At 54.6% G+C, this 22,142-nt stretch carries 18 protein-coding genes and 1 tRNA gene; 6 read left to right on the forward strand and 13 right to left on the reverse strand.

All coding sequences use genetic code 11. From position 1 onward, the window contains the following. Positions 1-17 precede the first annotated feature (17 nt). Positions 18-536 (reverse strand): toxin-activating lysine-acyltransferase, encoded by a 519-nt coding sequence (locus GN242_RS18180; RefSeq protein ID WP_154752771.1) that lies wholly within the window; start codon positions 534-536, stop codon positions 18-20. Position 537: 1 nt separating this feature from the next. Then, on the reverse strand, positions 538-2,241 hold the full coding sequence (locus tag GN242_RS18185; RefSeq protein WP_154752772.1) for a ShlB/FhaC/HecB family hemolysin secretion/activation protein: 1,704 nt from the start codon (positions 2,239-2,241) through the stop codon (positions 538-540). A gap of 421 nt (positions 2,242-2,662) precedes the next feature. Here GN242_RS18185 and GN242_RS18190 point away from each other — a divergent pair, with 421 nt between their 5' ends. Both GN242_RS18190 and GN242_RS18195 read left to right on the forward strand, forming a co-directional pair. Then, positions 2,663-3,106 (forward strand): DUF2946 family protein, encoded by a 444-nt coding sequence (locus GN242_RS18190; protein WP_156287964.1) that lies wholly within the window; start codon positions 2,663-2,665, stop codon positions 3,104-3,106. Positions 3,107-3,159: 53 nt separating this feature from the next. After that, a complete protein-coding gene (locus tag GN242_RS18195) occupies positions 3,160-4,584 on the forward strand; it encodes a PepSY-associated TM helix domain-containing protein (RefSeq protein ID WP_156287965.1) in 1,425 nt (474 codons plus the stop codon). 640 nt (positions 4,585-5,224) lie between these two features. Here GN242_RS18195 and GN242_RS18200 read toward each other — a convergent pair. From GN242_RS18200 to GN242_RS18210, 3 genes are all read right to left on the reverse strand, one after another. Further along, positions 5,225-6,208: a nucleoside hydrolase gene (locus GN242_RS18200; protein WP_154752774.1), complete on the reverse strand. Its 984-nt coding sequence runs from the start codon at positions 6,206-6,208 to the stop codon at positions 5,225-5,227. Then, on the reverse strand, positions 6,205-7,236 hold the full coding sequence (locus GN242_RS18205) for a LacI family DNA-binding transcriptional regulator (protein ID WP_156287966.1): 1,032 nt from the start codon (positions 7,234-7,236) through the stop codon (positions 6,205-6,207). The genes GN242_RS18200 and GN242_RS18205 overlap by 4 nt, the downstream gene beginning before the upstream one ends. A gap of 124 nt (positions 7,237-7,360) precedes the next feature. Continuing rightward, the gene (locus GN242_RS18210; RefSeq protein WP_156287967.1) at positions 7,361-8,755 is read right to left on the reverse strand and encodes an MFS transporter; all 1,395 of its coding nucleotides are present in this window, start codon (positions 8,753-8,755) and stop codon (positions 7,361-7,363) included. A gap of 568 nt (positions 8,756-9,323) precedes the next feature. On the opposite strand from GN242_RS18210, the gene GN242_RS18215 reads away from it, so the two are divergent. The 3 genes from GN242_RS18215 to GN242_RS18225 all read left to right on the forward strand — a co-directional run bounded on the left by GN242_RS18215 (position 9,324) and on the right by GN242_RS18225 (position 10,905). Continuing rightward, the gene (locus GN242_RS18215) at positions 9,324-9,878 is read left to right on the forward strand and encodes a histidine phosphatase family protein (RefSeq protein WP_154752776.1); all 555 of its coding nucleotides are present in this window, start codon (positions 9,324-9,326) and stop codon (positions 9,876-9,878) included. Positions 9,879-10,135: 257 nt separating this feature from the next. Beyond that, a tRNA-Ile gene (locus GN242_RS18220) sits at positions 10,136-10,212 on the forward strand. 192 nt (positions 10,213-10,404) lie between these two features. Further along, entirely contained in the window at positions 10,405-10,905 is a 501-nt protein-coding gene (locus GN242_RS18225) for an Hcp family type VI secretion system effector (RefSeq protein WP_154752777.1), read from the forward strand. A gap of 60 nt (positions 10,906-10,965) precedes the next feature. Here the strand turns inward: GN242_RS18225 and GN242_RS18230 are convergent, their stop codons facing one another. Further along, positions 10,966-11,151 (reverse strand): hypothetical protein, encoded by a 186-nt coding sequence (locus GN242_RS18230; RefSeq protein WP_156287968.1) that lies wholly within the window; start codon positions 11,149-11,151, stop codon positions 10,966-10,968. A 569-nt stretch (positions 11,152-11,720) separates the two neighbouring features. Between GN242_RS18230 and GN242_RS18235 the strand changes: the two genes are divergently transcribed. Beyond that, positions 11,721-12,086 (forward strand): hypothetical protein, encoded by a 366-nt coding sequence (locus tag GN242_RS18235; RefSeq protein ID WP_156287969.1) that lies wholly within the window; start codon positions 11,721-11,723, stop codon positions 12,084-12,086. Positions 12,087-12,125: 39 nt separating this feature from the next. On the opposite strand, the gene GN242_RS18240 is transcribed toward GN242_RS18235, so the two are convergent. The 7 genes from GN242_RS18240 to pqqD all read right to left on the reverse strand — a co-directional run bounded on the left by GN242_RS18240 (position 12,126) and on the right by pqqD (position 22,131). Further along, entirely contained in the window at positions 12,126-14,348 is a 2,223-nt protein-coding gene (locus GN242_RS18240; protein ID WP_156287970.1) for a TonB-dependent receptor domain-containing protein, read from the reverse strand. Next, complete coding sequence (locus GN242_RS18245) at positions 14,345-16,459, reverse strand: S9 family peptidase (protein ID WP_156287971.1); 2,115 nt, start codon at positions 16,457-16,459, stop codon at positions 14,345-14,347. The genes GN242_RS18240 and GN242_RS18245 overlap by 4 nt, the downstream gene beginning before the upstream one ends. A gap of 30 nt (positions 16,460-16,489) precedes the next feature. After that, a complete protein-coding gene (locus tag GN242_RS18250) occupies positions 16,490-17,281 on the reverse strand; it encodes a TonB family protein (protein ID WP_154752781.1) in 792 nt (263 codons plus the stop codon). Then, positions 17,281-18,150, reverse strand: a complete 870-nt coding sequence (locus tag GN242_RS18255; RefSeq protein WP_231617110.1) for a ChaN family lipoprotein — start codon at positions 18,148-18,150, stop codon at positions 17,281-17,283. Before GN242_RS18255 ends, GN242_RS18250 begins: the two co-directional genes overlap by 1 nt. A gap of 206 nt (positions 18,151-18,356) precedes the next feature. After that, a complete protein-coding gene (gene pqqF / locus GN242_RS18260; protein WP_156287972.1) occupies positions 18,357-20,735 on the reverse strand; it encodes a pyrroloquinoline quinone biosynthesis protein PqqF in 2,379 nt (792 codons plus the stop codon). Positions 20,736-20,738: 3 nt separating this feature from the next. Continuing rightward, a complete protein-coding gene (gene pqqE, locus GN242_RS18265; protein WP_156287973.1) occupies positions 20,739-21,887 on the reverse strand; it encodes a pyrroloquinoline quinone biosynthesis protein PqqE in 1,149 nt (382 codons plus the stop codon). Beyond that, the gene (gene pqqD / locus GN242_RS18270) at positions 21,874-22,131 is read right to left on the reverse strand and encodes a pyrroloquinoline quinone biosynthesis peptide chaperone PqqD (RefSeq protein ID WP_231617169.1); all 258 of its coding nucleotides are present in this window, start codon (positions 22,129-22,131) and stop codon (positions 21,874-21,876) included. Before pqqD ends, pqqE begins: the two co-directional genes overlap by 14 nt. Positions 22,132-22,142 lie beyond the last annotated feature (11 nt).

A 22,142-nucleotide genomic window follows, 5' to 3' on the forward strand; every position in this document is an offset into this window, starting at 1 on the left:
GGGTTCATCCCTTCCAGTTAATGGCTTGCCAGCGGCGTTTCGCGCTGCCAGCGTGCAAAATCCTGATGCGTCACCGCATCGCCACGGAAATTCATCACACGCAGACCGCGCTCCTCACCTTTGTGATACAGCGAGCGGAAGCAGTGATGCGGAAATAGCGTGCCGCCAACCAGGCGACGCAGCGCCTGCTGCTCACCAAATGGTGCGATCCAGTCGCGGATCCACAGACGGTCACCGCTGTTCCAGTCACGCTCCTGCACGTAAATGCCGGGCTGCGTGAGATAACGCTGTTCCGCTTCCTCATCCAGCCAGGCCCAGCTCAGGAAAAGCACCGGCTTATCGTCACGCATCGCCAGCGTAAACTGCTGGTGCTTAATCGCCGGCAGCAGCAGCGTCGACAGGGCGCTGAGAGGAATATCGCGATGCTGTGCCGAATGCATCCACAGCCAGACGCTGGCGCCCAGCACTTCAGATTCGCTGAACCCGCTACTCAACAGCGGTGAGATCACCTGAAAACCATTTACGGGGATTGTCATATCAGTATTGCCAGCTCAGGTTGAAACCGAGGGATACCGGGCTGGTGCGAAAACCGTCCGGTTTAGAGAACGGCACCCCCGCAAACAGGTCGTAACCGGTATTAAACGCGTTACCTCGCAGGCCGATAACTCCCCCCGCCAGATGGCGGCCGACCTGATAATCAATCCCGCCCTTCACTTCGCCATAGTCAGCGCCGAGGTAGAGCTCCTGATTAGGCAGCGGGGTGCTCCAGGCAATGTCGTTGCGGACAAACCAGCCCTCATCACCATTAAGCGTGTATTCGCCGTCGAAACCGCGCACTGTCCAGCGGTTACCGATAGACATCTGATCCTGCGGCGTCAGCGGAGAGTGGGTCATCTGGCGCTGGAACTGCCCGTTATAACGGAATGACTGCCCCCACATCTGGAAAGGAGCATCCAGCTGCAGGGAAAGCTGAATAATTTTCGCCAGCCCGGTGCCTTCGCCAAAACTCTCTTCCGGCGCGGGTTCCGCACCGAACCAGCGAGTACCGCGCTGATAGCTCACCCCGGCATCCAGAGTGGCCGGGCCGATATAGTGACGATGCTGTAAACCCAGGCGCCATGCAGCGGTCTGCCGGTGCTGTTGCAGGATCTCTGTATCATTGATGTAGTTGCTGGACTCGCGCGTCATCACCTCATAGGTAAAGGAGGTTTTCTGACTGCCGCTGCGGTGCAGTACGCGCCCGAGCTGCCAGTTCACGCTTTTGGTTTTACCGCTGTAGCTATAGTCGAAACCCGTACCCTGCCCGGACTGGCGGAAATCGTAATCGCTGAAGGTCACGCCGGTGTTCCAGTAACCGAAAGGCACGGAGTAGTGAATCAGGGTGTTTTTGCTGTTCTTATCGCCCTTCTGCTGTAAATCGCCGCCGGCAGAGACGTAAAACATATCGCTAAGTGATAAAGGGTTGTCGATGTAGAGGGTCAGTCCCCCCTGATAGCGCCCGGTGCTTTTACTGCCTGAGTCATCAAGGTTGGCACCCAGCCGCCAGTGACGCGACTGCTTCCAGCTGACGTTGATATCGCTTTCGCCAGGCTCTTCACCGGGCACAATCTGCATATCCGCCTGCACCGTCGGCAAGCGCTGTAGGTTTTCCAGCCCCTGCTCGATATCACGCAGATCCAGCAGCTCCCCTGAACGGGCAGGCAGTGCGGTATAGAGCTGAATATAGCGGTCGCTATCTGGCGTCAGGCGTACATTGCGCACCCTGCCCGGCACCAGCAACAGTTTCAGACTACCGCTGTTAAGATCCTGCGGCGGTGCCAGCACGCGGGCGGTGACATAACCGTGGTCGACCAGGCGGTTCTGCAAGGCACTCATCAGCAGATTGATACCTTTTCCGCCCAGGCACTGCCCCTTTGCCTCATCGGCCAGCTTTTGCAGCGGCATCCACTGTGGAAACGCCTCTCTCCCCTGTAACTCAATCTGTTGCAGGGCAAAACAGGGCTGTTCCGCAGGGAACTGGATATGGCTAAAGAAACTTCCCGGGGGCTGTAAACGTACGTCTGGTGTTGGCGGAGCCAGCTGACGTTCAATTGCGCGCTGACGCTCCTGCTGGTTAATTAATTGCTGATCGCCAGGCGTGGCTGCGGCCACATTACCTGTGTGAAATAAACTGATAATAATGGCCAAACTGCTGAGACGAGCAGGAGTTATCCCGTCTTTTTCAGACGCAATCCGTAGCATAGTGATGCCCTGAGCAAGGTTTATTATTTATATGATGTTGATGCCAGGTACTTTAACGATTTCTTACCCAGGATTGTTCCTAAACTTACACAACGCTTACAATTCAGTGACGATTTAAACGACAGAAATATCAGGAAAATCCTAATATTTAACATTTATAAATAAGATAAAATTTATATATATCAAATAGATAAATACACATTAAGGAAAAACACATAAAGAGACATAAGTCAAATTCACATCTTTGAATTAACTGGAAACAAGTAGAAATCGTTAAGATAAAACCTAGGTTATATAGAGACTGCTGGCCCGGAAAAGCAGGTGATATCCAACGAAAATAAACTCTGCAAGGTTATTACTTTTACCTCTGCCAATAATTTAAAGTACACTCCCGCCGGGTATTTCTGCTGAAAGAAAAGGCGTGTCACTGATCTCATTCTCTATCACCCGTAGTCGCCTTGCCGCCTGGCTAGGTCTGCTGGCGATACTGCTGCTGTTTATTGCTCCGGTGATCTCAAAATCACTGGCGCAGGCGCGTGGCAGCGATAGCATGATGATGCATCATGGGATGATGATGGAGATGTCTGACATGCCAGATATGCCAGATATGTCACCTCCGCCCGGTGCTGCTGTTCCTCAGGAACATCATCCGATGTCGATGATGGATGACAATGCCTGCGGCTACTGTGTACTGCTGGCGCATCTGCCCCTTGACCTGCTGACGCTGCCGCAGCTGTGGTGGTCGTTACAGGCCGCAGCCCTGCCGGATGTGCCGCTGTTTCAGCCCGTCGTTGCCCGTTTTGTTCCGCGTTTCTTTCATCCCCGCGCCCCGCCGCCCGCCATGGTTTCACGTTCAGTCAGTTAACGTTGAGATGTGGGAAAGCCCGCATTCCCTGTGAATGCCTGTAAAACAGGCAGATGGAAGAGACTATGTCAGAAAATATCCGGCACGCGGCCACGCACGCCACCCGCACCCGTAGTACGCTGATCCCGCTGCTGCGTCGCCTGCATTTCTATATCGGGCTGTTTATTGCACCGTTTATCTTTGTTGCGGCGCTGACCGGCACGCTGTATGTGCTCACCCCTCAGCTGGAAAATACACTCTATCACTCCCAGTTATTCACCGCGTCAACCGGGGAAGATCGCCCGCTTTCGGAGCAAATTGCTACTGCAACTGCCATTATGGGCCATGAAACTCATATCGCTGCCGTGCGCCCTGCTCCTCATTCTGGTGAAACCACCCGCGTGATGTTTTCCGCAGCCGATCTCGGCCCATCGGAAAGCCGGGCAGTATTTATTGACCCGAAAACCCTTGAGATCCGCGGCGCGCTGACGGTATACGGCACCAGCGGGGTGCTGCCACTGCGTACCTGGCTGGACTATCTGCACCGCAGCCTGCTGCTGGGCGATTTCGGCCGCAACTACAGTGAGCTGGCGGCGAGCTGGTTATGGATTGCAGCACTTGGCGGTGTCGTACTCTGGGCCACCAGCCGTACACCGCGCCGTAAAACGTTACGGGCCAAACCCACGCCCGCCCAGCGCCTGGCCGGTCAGCGTCACTGGCACACCACGCTCGGCCTGCTGCTGTTGCTGGGTCTGATATTCTTCTCCGCCACCGGACTGACCTGGTCGCGCTGGGCGGGGGATAATATCTCCCTGCTGCGCAGCCATTTTGGCTGGATGACTCCCTCGGTGAACACCGCGCTGCATCCCGCATCAGCGATGGCAATGGATATGCCGCTGGATGAACACGCGGAGCATAAGGGCCATATGATGATGGCTCATGACGCGGTACCGGCGGCGGTCAGCCCGGCACAGTTTGATGCGGTACTGCAAGCGGCGCGGGCTGCCGGGATTGATGCGGCGAAGCTGGAGATCCGACCATCATATCGGGCAGATAAAGCCTGGACAGTAAATGAGATCGACCGCAGCTGGCCGACTCAGGTCGATAGCGTAGCGGTTGATCCGCAGAGTAACGCGGTGATCGATAAAGTAGAGTTCGCCAACTTCGGCATGCTGGCAAAGCTGACGCGCTGGGGGGTGGATGCGCATATGGGGGTGCTGTTCGGCGTGGCGAATCAGCTGGTGCTGGCACTATTCGGTTCCGGGCTGTGCGTGATGATTGTGTTCGGTTATCGCATGTGGTGGCTGCGTCGCCCGCAGAAAGGACAGGTTTCGCCGCTGGATACGCTGATGGGCTGCTGGCAACCGCTATCAATCAGCGCTCGTTTTCTGCTGCTGACACTCACGCTGATTGCCGCAGTTTGTTTACCGGTGATGGGATTGAGTTTGCTGATGTTGCTGGGAGTGGATCTGTGGAGATGGCGGAAAGCGATTAGCTGAGTTTTGCGGCCAGGATCAGCCCAAAAGCGCAGGAATTCGGATTAATGTCAGCCGCAGGGATCAGGACGAGGCGTGCCTGACCCATCGGTGCAGGACGAGGCGTGCCTCGCCCCTACGAAACCGGATGGATATCTGTTGTAGGGGTCAGGCATGCCTGACCCTGCGAAAGCGGATGGATATCTGTCGTAGGGGTCAGGCATGCCTGACCCGTCAGTGCAGGACGAGGCATGCCTCGCCCCTACGAAACCGGACGGGTATCTGTTGCAGGGGTCAGGCACGCCTGACCCTGCGAAAGCGGATGGATATCTGTCGTAGGGGTCAGGCATGCCTGACCCGTCAGTGCAGGACGAGGCGTGCCTCGCCCCTACGAAACCGGATGAGTGTCTGTTGTAGGGGTCAGGCATGCCTGACCCGTCGGTGCAGGACGAGGCATGCCTCGCCCCTACGAAACCGGACGGGTATCTGTTGTAGGGGTCAGGCATGCCTGACCCTGCGAAAGCGGATGGATATCTGTCGTAGGGGTCAGGCACGCCTGACCCGTCAGTGCAGGACGAGGCGTGCCTCGCCCCTACAAAAGCGGATGGATATCTGTCGTAGGGGTCAGGCACGCCTGACCCGCAGGTTCAAAGGGCAGCGGCCCCTACAATGGCTTCGCCAGATAATGTTCCAGCATCCCCAACAACAGCTGATTATCCACCGTCTGCAACACATGCACCAACCCGCCCTGCGGCTCACCAATGCCCACATCGACACGTAGCGGCTGGCGGAAACGCCATGACTTGCCGCGCGTCATCCCCGGCCGCAGCTCTACATCAACAAAATAATCCGCCGCCGTGCCCACCCGCTGGTTAAGCAGCCATGCCACCACCAGCGCATCGTGGATCCAGCTACCTGGCAGATGGCGCGTCTGAATCGAATAATCAATCCAGGGACGCAGCGTCTCAGTTACAAAACGTGCCAGCGGCGTATCTATTTGCGCAATACGGTTAAGATTTTGATGGGTCATCAGCGTCTGGCTGGTAACATCCATCGGCACCAGCGTGATGTTCGCACCGCTGGTCAGCACCTGATGCGCCGCCTCGGGATCGATACCGAAATTGGTGTCTTTAATAAAATCATCCAGCGCAAACACACCGCCCATAATGGCGATCTCCTGCACCGCATCGGCCATCTCCGGATAGCGTTCCAGCGCCAGCGCGACGTTGGTTAATGGGCCAATCGCCACCAGAGTAATCTTTCCCGGATTAGCGCAGATCAGCTGCCCTATCGCATCTGCGGCTTCAACCGCTGGGGGAGTAAATGAGTGCGGCTGACGCACGCCGCGCCACAGATGTCCCAGCTGATTGCTGTGTACACGCTCATCCAATGCCTGACGCCATGGCCCGGCGGGTTCGCACAGCGCGGCATCAGCCCCTTTCACTACGTCTACCGGTTGCCCGATACGATCCATCAAATCTTTCACTACGCTGTATCCCACATGACTTGGGGTATTCCCCGCAACCGTGGTGATCAGCTCCAGCGAAATTTCCGGCGCAGCCAGCGCCAGAGCAATAGCTAACCCGTCATCGACGTTAGCACCCGCAATACCATTCCCCGGATCACAATCAATAATTAATCTTTTCATATTGTTATCTTATTATCGGCCAGCTCACAGCCGCAGGATTCACCAAGTTCAAGATGATGAGAGAACTCACTGAGCATGCTCTCACCTTTCCACGCCGCCAGCATTTTTATGGCAGTTTTTGCCATCTCATGCACCGGCTGACGAACGGTAGTCAGTGAAGGCACGTGATAAGCAGATTGATCGGTGCCGTTAAAACAGACCAGCGCCAGCTGATCCGGCACGCGGATTTGGTGTTCAGACAGGGCACGGATGCAACCAATAGCCTGCGCTTCGTTGGAAGTAAACAGCGCCCGCGGACGCGTCGATCCCTGCATCATGCGCTGTGCCGCCTGATAACCACCATCGCGGGTGTAAGTGGTATGGAAGATCCACTCAGGGCGCTCTTCCACACCAAATTCCGCTAGCGCATCACGCCATCCGAGCAGACGATCCTGTGTATTCAGCATCTCCGGCGGGCCGCAGAAAATGCCCACTTCCTGATAGCCGTGACTCAACAGATGAGCGGTGACCTGACGCGATGCTGCGCGTTCATCAACGCGTATTACATTTACCTGCAATGAGGGATCAACCCGATCCAGCATCACAAAAGGGGTGCCGCTGGATTGCAGCACATCAATATAGGGGTGACGATCGACGCTGATATAGAACAGGCCGTTCACCTGCTGACTCAGCAGATTGTTGATCAGCTGCAACTCGCGTTTACGGCTGTCGCCAGCATCGCCCAGCAGCATTACCATATCGTTTGCCAGCGCCTGCTGTTGCAGCTCATGAGCCAGCGAAGCAATAAACGCGTTACCAATATTCGGCACCACCAGCCCGTAGGTTCGCGTGGTGCCGGAAGCCAGCGCACGAGCCACGCTATTCGGGCGATAACCGGTGCTTTTAATCGCGGCAAGTACGCGCTCACGGGTCGCTGGTGCCACCGGACGCGGCCCGTTATTCACGACGTAGCTCACTACCGCCACCGAGGTTCCGGCTGCCTTTGCTACATCAGCACGAGTAGCACGATGATGAATCTGTTTTGCCACAGGCACTCTTCCTTACAGATACACAGAGTCAGGCCGGATAAATCCGGCCCGTGAGTCCCTTAAAATGTCTATCCAGCGAAATAATCGTGCCAAACACCACACTATTTAACGCTGCCTTCCATGGTTAAATCGCATCTTCCGGTGCGTTAAGATCGCGGCCTCGCGTTTCCGGTGCCACAAAAGTAGTGAAGAAACCGATACCCGCCATTACCGCAAAGTAAGTGGCAATAGGCCACCAGTGACCGGTCCAGGCCAGGAGCGCAGATGCCACTAGCGGGGCAGTGCCACCGGAAAGAATTGACCCCAGCTCTTTCGCTGTCGCCATTTTGGTGTAGCGGTGGTGAACGCCAAACAGCTCCACCCCCCATGCCGCCTGTACGCCGAAAATGCCCAGCGATGCCAGGCCCATACCTGTCACTATAGTCGCAATCACGATCGCCGGTTCACGCGAGTCCAGCAGCATAAAGGCCGGGAAAGCGTAGAGGATCAGCAGCAGACAGAAGACACGATAGGTAATACGGCGACCAAAGCGATCCGACAGCCAGCCGGCCAGCGGGATAATCAGGAAGCCAAGTAGCGAAGCGATAAACACTGCGGTGGTAGCCACCGATTTATCCACCGCCAGCACTTTCACTACGTAGCCGATAATAAAGCCCTGAGCAAGATAGGACGGGCCGTTTTCGCCAATGCGCAGGCCGACCATCGTCAGGAAGGCACGGCTGCGTCTCCAGAATCCACGGCTATCTGCTACCGCTGGCGCAGCGGCCAGAACCTGCTGGCGCTCGGCCTCAAGCTCGGCTTTTTTGCGCTCAAATACCGGGGTTTCACGCAGGTTACGACGGATCCACAGCGCTGCCAGCGCAATCAGCGAGCTGCACAGGAACGGGATACGCCAGCCCCACTCTTGCAGGGATTGCTGATCCATCTGCACTACTGCCAGCCAGACCAGCGAGGCCAGCAGCGTACCGCTGTTGGAGCCGAGGGCAATAATCGAGGAGACCAGACCGCGCCGCTGTGCCGGTGCATATTCGCCCAGCATCACCGTACCGCCGGAGAGTTCTGCTCCCGCCCCAAAGCCCTGGCTAAAGCGCAGCACCACCAGACATGCCGGTGCCCAGAGGCCAATTGAGGCATAGCTGGGGATAAGACCAATAAGAGTGGTGGATGCGCCCATCAGGATGATGGTGGAGACCATGACGACTTTTCGACCTTTACGATCGCCAAGCCAGCCAAAGAAGAGTGCACCAATCGGGCGGGCAATAAAGCCAACCGACCAGGTTGCAAAAGTAGAGAGTAGTGCCATTGCCGGGGTGGCTTCGGGGAAGAATACATCACCGAAAATAATTCCGGCAGCCAGACCATATAAGGCGAAATCGGCGTATTCCATCGCCGTGCCAAGCCAGCACGAGAAAGTTGCACGCCAAAAATCCTTGCGCCCTTCCGGTGTCGCTAAACGTTCATCTGCCGCCGAACTGGACGGCATTGCAATATCCTGTGCAACGCTTTGAGGTGTAGACATGAAAAAAAATCCCTGAGGTGAGGAGTTTGTTCGGTACCGTCCCTGGCACACACTCCTCCTGCGGAGGAAAATTCGCCAGTGAAGATGCCGTGTTAAAAAGCCATGACGAAAGGTCGGTATGAGGTTCCCTGGTGTTGGAACGCATCTTCGCTTTGCGCCGACGGTCTAAAATTGACCAATCGTATAAGTAACGCGAAACAAAGTTGACCTTCACGTAGCTGCTAACCATCAAGCACCGTGAATTTTCACTACGCAGCTATTGTATCTACGCGTGTAGATAAATCAAGGTGACTATATTGCATTAGTTAGATTTTCTTGACATTCAATGCTGCTAACGCCTCAGAAAACCAAATAAAATCAACAAAATAAATCGTTTAAAAAACATGCATTTTTTTCAATCGTCAATATCTGAGAAACACTTAAGACAAATAAGCAGCGCCCCCTATCCCGACTCCGATGTTTTAGCCCCTGCATATTGCGAAGAGATGACAGACTGAAAGTTTATGGCCGGTTTGTATTTGCCAGACGGGCTGGTTAAGCTGAAAACTATCTTACCAGGCGGAATAAAATGACGATTACACTAATGCGCCACGGCAAACCAGACCACTATCTGCCCGGTCGCCGTTCTGCGCTGGCAATGGCGGAATGGTGTGAGGCTTACGACCTGGCTGAAATCTGCGATCTGCCGCCGGAGCGCAGCCTGCGGCTGGCCGCCGATGCTGACATAATTGTGACCAGCACACTGCCACGTGCCCTCTCCTCGCTGGCGAAACTCGGCCAATCCGCCAGCCATGTAGATGCAATCTATCGCGAAGCGGCGCTGCCGGTGATGCCGCTGGCGTTCCCCGCCCTGCCCCCGCTGCTGTGGCTGCCACTACTGCGGGCGATGTGGTTATTTGGCTACAAAGGGCAGGTTGAGTCTTACGCCCAGGCAAAACAGCGGGCTATTATGGCCGCTGAACAGCTGATCCAGCTCTCAGCCAAAGGTAATGTGTTGCTGGTCGGGCACGGTATTATGAATAAGCTGATTGCGCGCAGGCTACGCCATCTGGGATGGCTGGGAGAGAAGCACGCCAGCAGCCGCTACTGGAGCAGCGCCATTTATCATCCCCCGGTTATTTAACGAATTTCGCTGGCTGCGAGCCTGTAAAAACTGCGCAGCCAGTGGCGTTAAAGCCATTTACGTGCAACAGCTGGACAGAATGCAAGCAACCACTACACTGGCTGCCACTATCGCTAAAGGTGCATGGTGACTGGGTTTGGCGAGATAACGGTTATGATTCAACCAGTTCGCGGAATAGTAATTTTGCCTGGAAATGCGCCACACGCAAGTTAAGCGCTGGATCCGGCCGCGCAGTTACATTATAATCCTGCGCCTCAGGCCCCATAGCTCAGTTGGTTAGAGCACGCGACTCATAATCGCTTGGTCGCTGGTTCAAGTCCAGCTGGGGCCACCAAATTTTACCTGTTAAATCAGGGCATAAAGCCACTCTGCAAGGAGTGGCTTTTTATCATCTGTAGCAAACGCAGCAAAAGTGCCACTCTTTAGCCCGACAATTCCAAATCAGCAGAAATGCATGACAAAATTTATCGGTACATTCATCGAACGTGTGCATTATTTGCAATGATCAGATCTACATATTGAATAGATGACGCCAAAAGGAGATAACGGTGAGTTTCAATATTTTTTAAACTTAGTAGGTGAGCAGCAAGGAGTAATATCTGCTGGTTGCAACACTATAGATTCTGTTGGTAACAAATATCAAAAAAACCACCCAAACGAAATACAAGTACTCTCATTAAATCATAGTTTGTCACGTGAACAACATTGCAATCATCACCCTATAGAATTTATAAAGCCTGTAGATAAATCATCACCGCTAATAGGGGTGGCAATATCTAACAATGAAAGGCTTACCGCTACCTTTGAGGTATATTGGCTTAATCAATCAGGTGTATTGGAAGTTTTTTATAGAGTTAAATTGAAACATGCAACTATTGTGAATGTGAGTTCAACTTACCCACACGTAATTAATAGCTCTGGAATAATGCCGTACGAACAAATCTCATTGAGATACGAATCAATTAAATGGGAACATAAAATAGCAGCAACATCGGGTTATAGCATTTGGGATGACCGCGTTTACTAAATACACTACATTTAAGTTGCTTGCATTTAAATGCAAGCAACTTAAATTAACATTATAAAATCATCGTAGCTTATTAACTAATATATCGCTAATATAAAAAGAAAATATAACCCCTATAACAGCAATAAATATAACAACATTTTCAGGAAAAAGCGTTGCCACCAATATCGATAAAACAGAAAACGCAAAGGCTAGCATATAGCTTAAAATATCCAGTGCAACCGAACCAAAAGACTTAAACATCATGACTACCTCTTGTGGAACACATCGGCTAAAGCAAAAATCAATGCATCGGCGTTTCCATGATCATTTGATAGACTTACCTTATTTAATAGATTTACTTTACTTACAAGAATAACAAAACGCATTTCCACCTATGAGAATAAAACGAATTATAAATATTAAACTCAGTTAATTAACCTCATAACCACCATGTAAAAAAAAACAGAGTGATTGTTAAAATATCCTTAACTAATTGATAACCAGAAATCAATAATGGCGAAATTAAGTGACCTGAACAATAAATAAATATTATAAACCACGAAAACCTGTTTGATACTGGCCGATCATAGCATCTATAACCAATCCAAAAAAGTCATTAATATAATGAGCCACCCACAAGCATCCACATAAAACAATATATTTTAACTCAAATTTTTTTTAGTTATTTATATCGCAATGTCGCAAAAGATGTCATCAACCTCGTTAAAATAAGGATAATTAATATTAGTAAGTAATTTCTGAATTTCTTCTTCGCTCTTTACTGCTAAAATCCAGCTGCTCTGATAACAACGTCAATAACATGGAAGATTTCGATGAAAAAGATCCTGGGCCTTATGCTGGTTGCGGTCGCGTTCAGCTCACAGGCAGCATTCGTGCACCCTCTGGACTTCAACAACAGCGCTGAACAGCAGAAAGTGGTGCTCGACTACATTAAGGAAAAAGTGAAGCATGAGTACTGCGATGGCCCGGTTGATCTGTGCCAGCCAACTACGCTGCGGATGATGGAAAAAGAGAATCTGAGGGCTTTCAAAGAGTTGACCAAGGCAACCAATCGTCCGATGCTGGATCAGATGATCGAAAATTACTGTCATAGCTCCATTGATATGTGTAACTACATCACCATTAATTTGATGTATAAAGAGAATCTGAAAGCCAGCGATGAAGAACTTAGCTGGTAATCTGAGAAAACAGGCCCCTTCCGGCGGCCTGTTCTTTTATCAGAAGCGAACCTCTCCGCCGAATACATAAGTACGGCCACGGGCCGTGTTGTTTATCGACACTCCCTCCGCAGCGTTACTGAGATCCTGATTAAGACGGTTCAGCGCATCGGCGTAGTTTTTATTTGCCACGTTTTGTACGGTAAAACGTAAGTCCATATTATCCGTTACCTGATAACTGCTGTAGAGATCGATAATTGTCGGCACCTTCGGCATATCAATCTTATGAACCGAGTTGGTATCAACGTTAATCCCTTCAGTATCCAGACGCTTCGATCTTCCGGTGTACTTTATCAGGCTGCCCACCACCAGCTTCTGCTCGAAGAAGCGCGCGCCAATATCCAGCGTTATATAGCGGCGCGGCAGGTCGCTGATATCATCATAACCAAAGTCCTGAGTAGAGCTGGCAAGCGAGGTCGGCTGGTTGGTGTACTGCTCGCTATAGGAGAGGTTGAGATAGGCGACCTGCGCATCGTAGCTCAGTTCTGCTTCATAACCATTAGCGGTTACCGGCGTCGCGGAGTTGGTAAACACCCGGGCATTAAAGCCGGAGGATGAATTGTCGATATCGTGGCACAGTGCGCCATCATTACACAGGAAGAACGACTCTCCGGCGATGTAGCCTTTAGTGCGCGTACGGTAGGCAAGGGCTTTTAACATCAGCTTATCCTCCTGTAGCAGCAGCCCGTCTTTCACCACGTTCACGCCCAGCTGCCAGGTCTCAGCTTTTTCCGGTTTAAGGAATGGATTCATCGATGCGCCGCCCTCGTTGGAGAAAAACACTTCCTGCACGTTCGGTGCGCGTGAGGAGCGGCTCCATGTGACGAACGGTTGCAGCCAGGGGGTAACCTGTGCCGATAAGGTTGCCGAGGGGTTAACAGCCTTATGATCAAGCTCCAGCGTTGCTTCACCCTGCGGGAAACAGCGCTCGTCATCCGCACAGGCGGGTTTCACACCGCTCACCTGGCTGCGCGTATAGTTCAGATTAACATCCAGCTGGTAGATATCTTTATTGATGGTCAGCCCGGTATACAGAGCGCTAATCTTCTGCGATCCGCTGGGCGCAAATGCATTACGGCCGGTGACATACTCCTGCTGAAACTGGCGCGTATAGTCAGTATCAACAATTTTACCGCCCAGCAGGAAGGTGAGGTCATAATCCGCCAGCGAGAAACGGCTGGTGTTGCTGGCATCTATCGCGTTGGATTTATTGGTGGTTGATGCGCTGTTAAAGTTTGAAATCGAGTCAAATTCATAGTTTTGATTGGAACGACTGCTGCTGAGAAGCAGATTCACATCCACCAGCTCAGAAAGCGGGAAATAGTGATATTTAAGATAGTAATCGTCGCTGGTGATCTCGCGGCGGGTATATTTGCTGTCGTAATTACGTGCGCTAAACTCAATATCGTTATTGCCGTCAGGGCTGAAATCCAGCTTATACAGCTGTGACTTCGGCTCCTGTTTCATATAGTTACTGTCTTCACCGATCATCTCTTTACTGTCCTGCCCGGCACCATTTTTCCAGGTAGGATAGGTGGTAGTGCGGCTTATCCCAACCAGTGCGCCCAGATGGCCGCCGTTACCGAATTTCTCCGTTTTTCCGGCGGCTGCCACCATTCCGCTGCGGCCCATTCCATTATCGCCCAGTGAAAAACGGGACATTACGCCGGTCTGGCGGTTATGTTGCACCACATCATCAACGCCGATAGTGCGCATATTGGCGCTGCCCGCCAGCGCATTCACCCCCTGCGATCCGGCGCTGGTACCGCGTGTTATATCCACTCCAGCCAGGAAGTTAGGGTCGATCAGCACAGCGGCAGAGCTGTTGGTTCCGGCGTGATAGCTGGTAGGTGCCATGCCGTAATAGGTCTGCGTCACCCCATCGACCATGGTATTGACCCGCCCCAGCCCGCTCATTCCACGCACGTTCATCGTCACCGCGCCCTGCAACGGGTCAAGCTGGGTATAAGTACCAGGTACGCTACGCAGCGTACTGTCGAGGCTTTGCAGTTTTTTACTGGCTACCCGTGAGCTGACGGCACCCGGTGTAATAAACGTCGCTTCAGAGGATCCCACATCCTCCTGTCTGGTCTGTTTACTGGAGTCAGAGACAGATAATGTTGAGAAAACGGTACTGCCTTTTTCCCCTTCGGCAGCGATGGTGGCGGCAGGTATAACAAGGAAACTCGCCAACGCGCAGTTGGCTAAAGATAAGGATTTCAACGCGGTGCTCCTGAAGAATGATTATTGTTGTTATCGCTGTAGATCAAAAAGCTGAAAGCCTGCGCCGAATCCTTCAGGCGCGCATATCGTCCGGCGCTACCGCCATGGCCCGCCTGCATATTGGTGGTCAGCAGTAGCAGAGGATGCGGGCGAGTATTTACCGTGCGCAGGCGGGCGATATATTTTGCCGCCTCCCAGTAAGGCACCCGGGTGTCGTACAGTCCGCTGGTGACCAGCATGTTCGGATAGGGTTGTGTACGCAGGTTGTCATAAGGACTCCAGGCTTTGATCGCCTGCCAGGCACTGGCATCTGCGGGATTGCCCCACTCGTCAAACTCCTGCTGCGTCAGCGGTAACGAACTATCCAGCATGGTGTTGAGCACATCGACAAACGGCACCTGCATCACCACCGCCCGGAACTGCTGTGGCTGCTGATTTACTGCGGCGGCCACCAGCAGCCCACCCGCACTGCCCCCCATGGCGTACAGACGATTGGCAGCACCAAAACCCTGCGCTATCAGGCCCTGTGCCGCATCGTTAAAGTCATTAATGCTGTGCTGTTTATGGTTTTTTTTGCCGTTGAGATACCAGTCAATGCCCTTTTCGCCGCCGCCGCGCACATGGGCAATGGCAAAGACGAAACCGCGATCGAGCAGGCTGAGACGCGGGGCGCTAAACGCCACATCCACACTGATGCCATAAGCGCCGTAGCCATACACCAGCAGAGGGTTTTTACCGTGATGAAACAGATCCCGGCGATAAACCAGCGACACCGGAATTGACTCTCCGTCACGAGAGACAACCGTGACAAATTCGCTCTGATAGCGGCTCAAATCCACACCGGGCAACTGTTTCTGATGAACCAGACGCGTCTGATTACTCCTCAGATCCCACTGGTAATAACCCAGCGGTTTAGCCAGCGAAGAGTAGATATAATTAAATACGCCTGCGCCGGAGCGGCTGTTGCTACCCGGACGCACCATATAGCTCTGGTCGGGAAAATTCAGGTTCTGCCATTCGCCGCTGGCAAGCTGTAGTTTCGCCAGGCGGGTCTGACCACCAGCGCGCCGCGCCACCACCAGCCACTGGTCAAACAGGAAGAAATTTTCAATTTCGCTGTCAGGGGCAGGCGCGAACAGGCTTTGCCACGCCTCCTCCGGCTGATGAAAGGTGTAGATACCGAAGTTTTTATCCGCATGGTTGCTGCGCACGGTGAATCGATCGTTGTTATGGTCGAGGTAGTACTCCTGCCCCTTGATCCGTGGCCGGATAAGCTGCGGGCGCCTATTGTCCTCATTCAGCGGTAGCACCCGTGCCTCGGAGGTATCATTGCCGCTCAGGGTAATAATCAGATAGGCACCGGAAGCGGAGCGGGCAATACCGGTATACAGGCTGTCATCCTGCTCCTCATAGACCAGCCGGTCAGGGCGTTCGCCCGTCAGCCAGTGCTGCATCACCCGATATGGCGTCAGAGTTTGCGGATGATTAGCCACATAAAACAGCGAGCGTCCGTCCTGGCTGAATACCACTTCACCGGAGGTGCCTTTAGTCAGCTGAGGCAGCCACTGCTGGCGCGATATATCCATCACGCTAATCTGATTCTGACCGTCACCGCGGGTATCTTCGGCAATGGCCAGATAGCGGTTATCTTCGCTGACCGCATAGCGAGAGAGGCTGTAGTAAGCGTGGCCTTTGCTACGCTCACGCGCATCCAGCACCTTTTCCCAGCGAGAGCTGCCGTTTTTCTGACGTAGCAGCTGTGGATAGTTGGCGTGCTGCGCAAAGGTGCTTTGATAGGTGAAATCATTATTCTGCCAGGGCTGGGCATAATTATCCTGCGACTGACGCTCGCTCATCTCCTGAAGGATGGTCTCGGTTAAGCCCTGCCAGCGCTGCGATTGCTGTGCGGCGTAGCGGTTCTCGGCATTTAAATAATCCATTACCGCTGGCGCTGTTCGCCGGTCATCACGCAGCCAGTGATAATTATCCACTCTGACGTCACCGTGAGTGGTCACGCTAAACGGAACAATCTGTGCTACAGGCGGATTTTCGGCAGCAGCAAGACACGGCGCCAGTATGATGCCGGCAGCCAGACCCCAAAGGTATTTCATTAATTAAGACTCTCAGTCAGCGTGAAATAATTATTTCTTTAAATCAAAACTTACCGGCAGGGTGATGCGGTAACGCCCTGCTTCTAATAAATTTTCCGGCGGCGGCGGCAGCGGGGATGCCCGTTGGAGCATGGCTAACGCCTCGCGATCGAGTGCGATAGTGCCAGACGAATCGGCCAGCTGGCTGGCAAGGATCTCGCCGCGACCGTTGACGGTGAAGGTCACTCTGGCAACGCCTGCGCGACCACGGCGTTTTGCCTCTGCCGGGTACTGTTTCACCCGGTTCAGCGCTCCCATCACCAGCCCTTCCCAGGTTATTCTGGCCAGCTGATTATGTGCAGCATCGCTCTCTACCGGTGCGGCGGTTTTTTCAGCGCGCTTTTGCTGCGGCTGCGGCGCGGCCTGGCTGGTGACCAGAGAATTTCCCGCCAGCGCCTGCTGATTCAGGGAATTTTCACGCGGAACATCGCGTTTTTTCACCGGTTTGGGTGCAGGCTCAGGTTTCTGCAACGCCAGTTCGCCCTCATCTGCCTCCACTGCCCGTGCGGTTTCTGGCTTCTCCGGCGTCACTTCCGCTTTAGAAGCCTCGACCCGACGCTGCTGATTCACTCCCGTCGGCAACGCCGGACGGGTAATGGCGGTTTGCACCTCAGGGGCAAATTCCAGCATGACGGCGGCCGGGGAGATCGTTTCAATGCTCTGTTTTTCAAAGGTGACCACCGCCAGCAAGGCCAGTATCAGGTGAGCGCTCAGGCTGAGTAACGCTCCTTTGCCCCAGGAGGACTCAGGCTGCGGCGTTATGGCGTTGAATAGCGCGCTCATCAGGGAGATGTCGCCGGGAGATACCAGACATAATCGCCCTCTTCTGCCTGCACTTCCGTTCCGCTCGCCGCAAGGATGACCACCACCGGAGCCGGCCCGTTGAGATCCGCCATATGCAGCGGCACACCGAGATTTTTCGCCGCGTGGAAGCTACCGGCAATCAGCAGCGCAGGTTTGGGAGCGTTGAGAAGCTGCTGCGCCATCATGCGATCGCGGTTTTGCTGTATCGACAGCATGGATTTGAGCTGGGAGCGCTCCATTTTCCCGCCATGCATCGCAACAATAGCGGCGGATAAGGCGCGGATTACCGGCGGCGCGCTGCTGCGCTCTCCAGGCGGAAACTGCGGGGTTTGGTAGAGCGCGCTGACTTCAGCGCGGCTGAGATTGGCCGCCAGTAACGGATATCTGGCATACAGCGCGGTAAGCACCACGCCGCGATAGAGCGGCCAGGGCCAGCCGCTATTCCAGTTCAGCAGTTCCTGAATGCGCTGTTCACGAATGTAAGGGCTTGCTTTCAGCCCCTGCCTGAGGCTATCAACGGCGGCCTGCTGGTCGCTGCTAATCATCTCCAGCAGCACGCTACCCTGCGGACGTTTTTCCGCCAGCCGGGTCATTAACCACTGTTCGATTTCATGGTGCGCCGCCTCGCGATGGTTTTCTCCAACGATCACCATTCCCGCGCTACTGAGGCGCTCAACCAGCGCCTGCGGCGTCAGCGTTTGCGACTGCGTCAGGCTTTTAATCTGCGAGGTTTCCAGCACAGCGCGGCTGAGGGCCGCCTGCGGCACGGTCGCCTTCTGCTGGCAGGCGGTTAACAGCGAGGCGAGCGAAAGCAGCAGTGCCCCTGCAATAAAGTTTATTTTCATCATCTTATGTGTGGCTTCATGCCAGTCTTCTGACGAAGACTCCCCAAAGGCGCTGCATCGCAGCAAAAGAAAAAGACACTATTCTTTTTGAGAATCGTGATCAATATGATTATCACTCTCATTTACATTAAGCTAGCAAAAATAGCACGAAATGCTATGCACAGTGTTAACAAAATTTCAGGGCGGAAAAATCAGTAACGCGAGGGAGATCAGGAACAGGGGTGGTTAACAAGGTGCCATGCTCGCTGACTGTCGGCCAGCAGGCGCTGATGATATTGCCACAGCACTGCGGGGGTCAGCGCACTCAGATCGGCAAGATCGGGCTGTGGTGCATTCTGCTGTGCCAGCAGCCAGCGATGACGACTGCCCTCCAGCACGCCTGCTGGCATCTGGTGCTGTTCTGCCAGCAGTGCCTGACACTTTTCCCACCATATTTCTGCGCTGATAGTAGCGATAGTGGCGTCGATCTCCGCTAAAAACAGATCAATATGAGCCGATAGCTGCGCGGTGGTGAGATGCGGCGATTGCAGGGCAAATAAGATCCCTGACTGCCCTGCCGCCTGATAAAAACGGCAGCTCACCACATAGCCAATATTCAGCTCCACACGCAGGCGCTGGAAAAAAAGCGGCTGGTAAATCATTGCCAGCAGTTGCCAGGCGGCCAGACAGGCTGCGCTCTCCTCAACCAGCGGGCAGAAGCGCAGCAACGCCGATTCCTGGCTACGGGTGGCGACTACAGCGTGCAGCGGCGGCGGCAGAGGCTGCGGCATGGTACGCGCAGCAGGAGCGATCGCAGCGGGGAAATCACTCAGCAGGCAGGATAGCTGCTGATGCAGCAAGTGGTTACCGCCTTCCAGCACCGCGCACCAAGGCTGCGTCAGCGGATGCGCTTGCGCTGTGGGATAGTGCGCAGACAATAACTGCTCAGGCAGTGCGTTGAGGAGTGCCCGGATGGCAATATCATCATGCCGCACCTGCTGTTGCCGCTGATAGTCACGTTTACCCCGCGCAATGACCGCTGGTGAAATATCCCCTAGCAGATCGTTTATTGATGCCAGCGTGCTGACCATCAGCGCCGCCTCTCCCTGTAACTGAATCAGCCAGCGCCCCTGCTGACAGCTGACCACCAGCTCACCGCCCTGGTGAATGCAGGCCGCCGCCAGCGCACGCAGGCGGATATGCAGGATCTGCCCCCAGGGCGCAGGCAGTTCACCCGCCGGGCTGAGAAGCAGCACGCTGGACTCTTCATCAGGGCGATGATGAGCCAGCGCCGCCTGACGAAGGGGCAGCAACGGCAAAGTATGCGAATGCGGCTGCGGGAAAAAGCTCAGTACCGCCCCGGCAGCATCGGCCTGCACCACCCTTCGCGTCTGCGGCTGGCAGGCGAGCGACAAGCCCTGCACCTGCACACGCCCCGCCAGCTGGCTGTTGGTTATCCACAGGCGCATCACAGGAGCCGCGGACAGCTGCGCAAACCATAATCCCCCACTCTCCTCCCTGTCCTGCTCCGGGGCAAAACCAAAGGCGCGCTCACGCAGCTGATCCATTACCGTCAGCCGGAAAAACTGACGCCGGGCCAGCTGCGCATAGTGAGCGCGCTGGCCTGCTGTTATTGCCGCCAGCTGCATCAGCCAGTGCTGCACCAGTGCTTCTGCGCGTTCAGCTTCGCGGGCATCAACCAGCACCAGCTCAATGGAGATAACCGTTTGTTGCGCGCTGCGATAGGGCAGCAGCAGGCGGATATCATCGCACCACTCCTGCTCGCGCAGTGCCGCCATCAGGCTGCCTTGCGCTTCATCCAGCAGCAGCTGACGCAACAACGCCAGCCCGCCCGGCCGATCAAGCAGGAAGGAGAGACGCAGACGCGGGGCACCGCCGAGTTGCAGAGCCAGATCGCAGGAAGAATCGGGTATCAGCGCAGGCAGGGGCAGAGGCGGCACGCCACCAGACGGGAATGCTGCGCCGGCCTGCCGTGCCAGCTGCCACAGCGCATCCATCGACTGCGGCCCCTGCACCCACAGGGTGATATTCCCGGCATGATAATAGCGCTGATGGAACTGTTGCAGGGCCGCACGCAGGGCGGCGGTATCGTTGCCGAAAACCTCTGCATTACCCGTCAGGAAACGCTGCCACGGATGGGGCCGGAAAGCAGCGCTGAGTGCCGCATCGCACAGCGTATCCTGATGGTCAGCCAGCAGGCGGCATTCAGCATCAATGGTGGCAACTTCCTGGCGAATCGCCTGCTCTGCAAGCAGCGGAGCCACCAGCATATCCGTCAGACGCGCCAGCGCATCCGCCAGTATTTCAGGGGCACATTCGAAAAAACAGGCGGTACTGCTGCCCAGGGTGGTGGCATTCAGCCTCCCCCCCTGGGCGGGCAGCCAGGCCATCAGACGCTGCTGATCCTGAAAAGCCTGGCTTCCGGCAAACAGCAGATGCTCCAGCAGATGCGCCAGCCCCGGCCAGGCATCAGGTTCATGATGGCTGCCCACATCCACCTGAAACAGCGCTGAAGCGCGTGTCGCCTGCGGGTCGGATATCAACTCCACCCGTAAGCCGTTGTTTAAGCGCCGCTGCTGTTGCTGCACGGGTCAGACCTTGAAGATCAGCTGGGAATTCACCCGCTCAGAGTTAGCGCGGTTGCGGAACTGAAGCTGGCTGACCTGGATGTTGGTGCAGTTGGCCTGTTCGCGTGCTTCAAGAATTTTATGATGATGTTCAGATTTGCTGCATACCGGGTCAGCATTATCCGCATTGCCAGTCAGCATAAATGCCTGGCAGCGGCATCCGCCGAAATCCTTCTCTTTTTCTGAACAGGAACGGCAGGGTTCCGGCATCCAGTCAAAGCCGCGATAGCGGTTAAAACCAAAGGAGTTAAACCAGATATCCTGCAAACTCTGCTCCAGCACCGAGGGGAACTGCACTGGCAGCTGACGCGCACTGTGGCAAGGCAGCGCGGTGCCTTCCGGCGTCACGCTGAGGAAGATCGCTCCCCAGCCGCCCATGCAGCCTTTTGGCCGCTCTTCGTAATAATCGGGCGTAACAAACAGCAGGTTAGCGAGGTTATCGCTGGCGGCCATTTTTTCACGGTAGCGATGCACCACGGCTTCCGCACGCTCAATCTGATCACGGGTTGGCAGCAGGCCTTCACGGTTGAGCTGCGCCCAGCCGTAGAACTGGCAGGTGGCAAGCTCTACGTCATCCGCTTCCAGCTCAATGCACAGTTCGATAATGCGGTCGATCTGGTCGATATTATGACGATGCAGCACAAAGTTAAGCACCATCGGATAGCCATGTGCTTTTACCGCACGCGCCATCTCCAGCTTCTGCTGGAAGGCTTTTTTGGATCCGGCCAGCGCCGCGTTAAGCACTTCATCGCTGGCCTGGAAGCTGATCTGAATATGATCTAACCCGGCTTCAGCAAAGGCGTCGATCTTCTTCTGCGTCAGGCCGATCCCCGAGGTGATCAGGTTGGTGTAGAAACCGAGATCCCGTGCGGCGCGGATCAGCTCCGGCAGATCTTTACGCACCAGCGGTTCACCGCCAGAGAAGCCGATCTGCACCGCGCCCATCGCTCGTGCCTGTTTAAAGACTTCGACCCACTGAGCGGTGGTCAGCTCTTTTTCCTGCTGGGCAAAGTCCAGCGGATTCGAGCAATACGGACACTGCAACGGGCAGCGGTAGGTCAGCTCGGCCAGCAGCCACAGCGGCGGTTTAACGGCAGTATCAGGCAGGTTCACGGAAAATAATCCACTTCTGTTCACGCGCAGCGGCGAAGAAATCTTTTACATCATCATCCACGCCGCCCGCTTCCGGGAAGCGCGTGTTAAGCGCCAGAATAATCTCTGCCAGCGTGCGTTGACCGTCCACCAGTTCGAGGATCATCGTGGCGCTGTCGTTGAGTTTTGCCATTCCTTCCGGGTAGAGGATCACATGGCAGTTCTGCACTTCTTCCCACTGCAGGCGATAGCCACGGCGGAACATCGGGATGGTTT

The organism is Erwinia sorbitola, assembly GCF_009738185.1.
Taxonomy (GTDB): Bacteria; Pseudomonadota; Gammaproteobacteria; order Enterobacterales; family Enterobacteriaceae; genus Erwinia; species Erwinia sorbitola.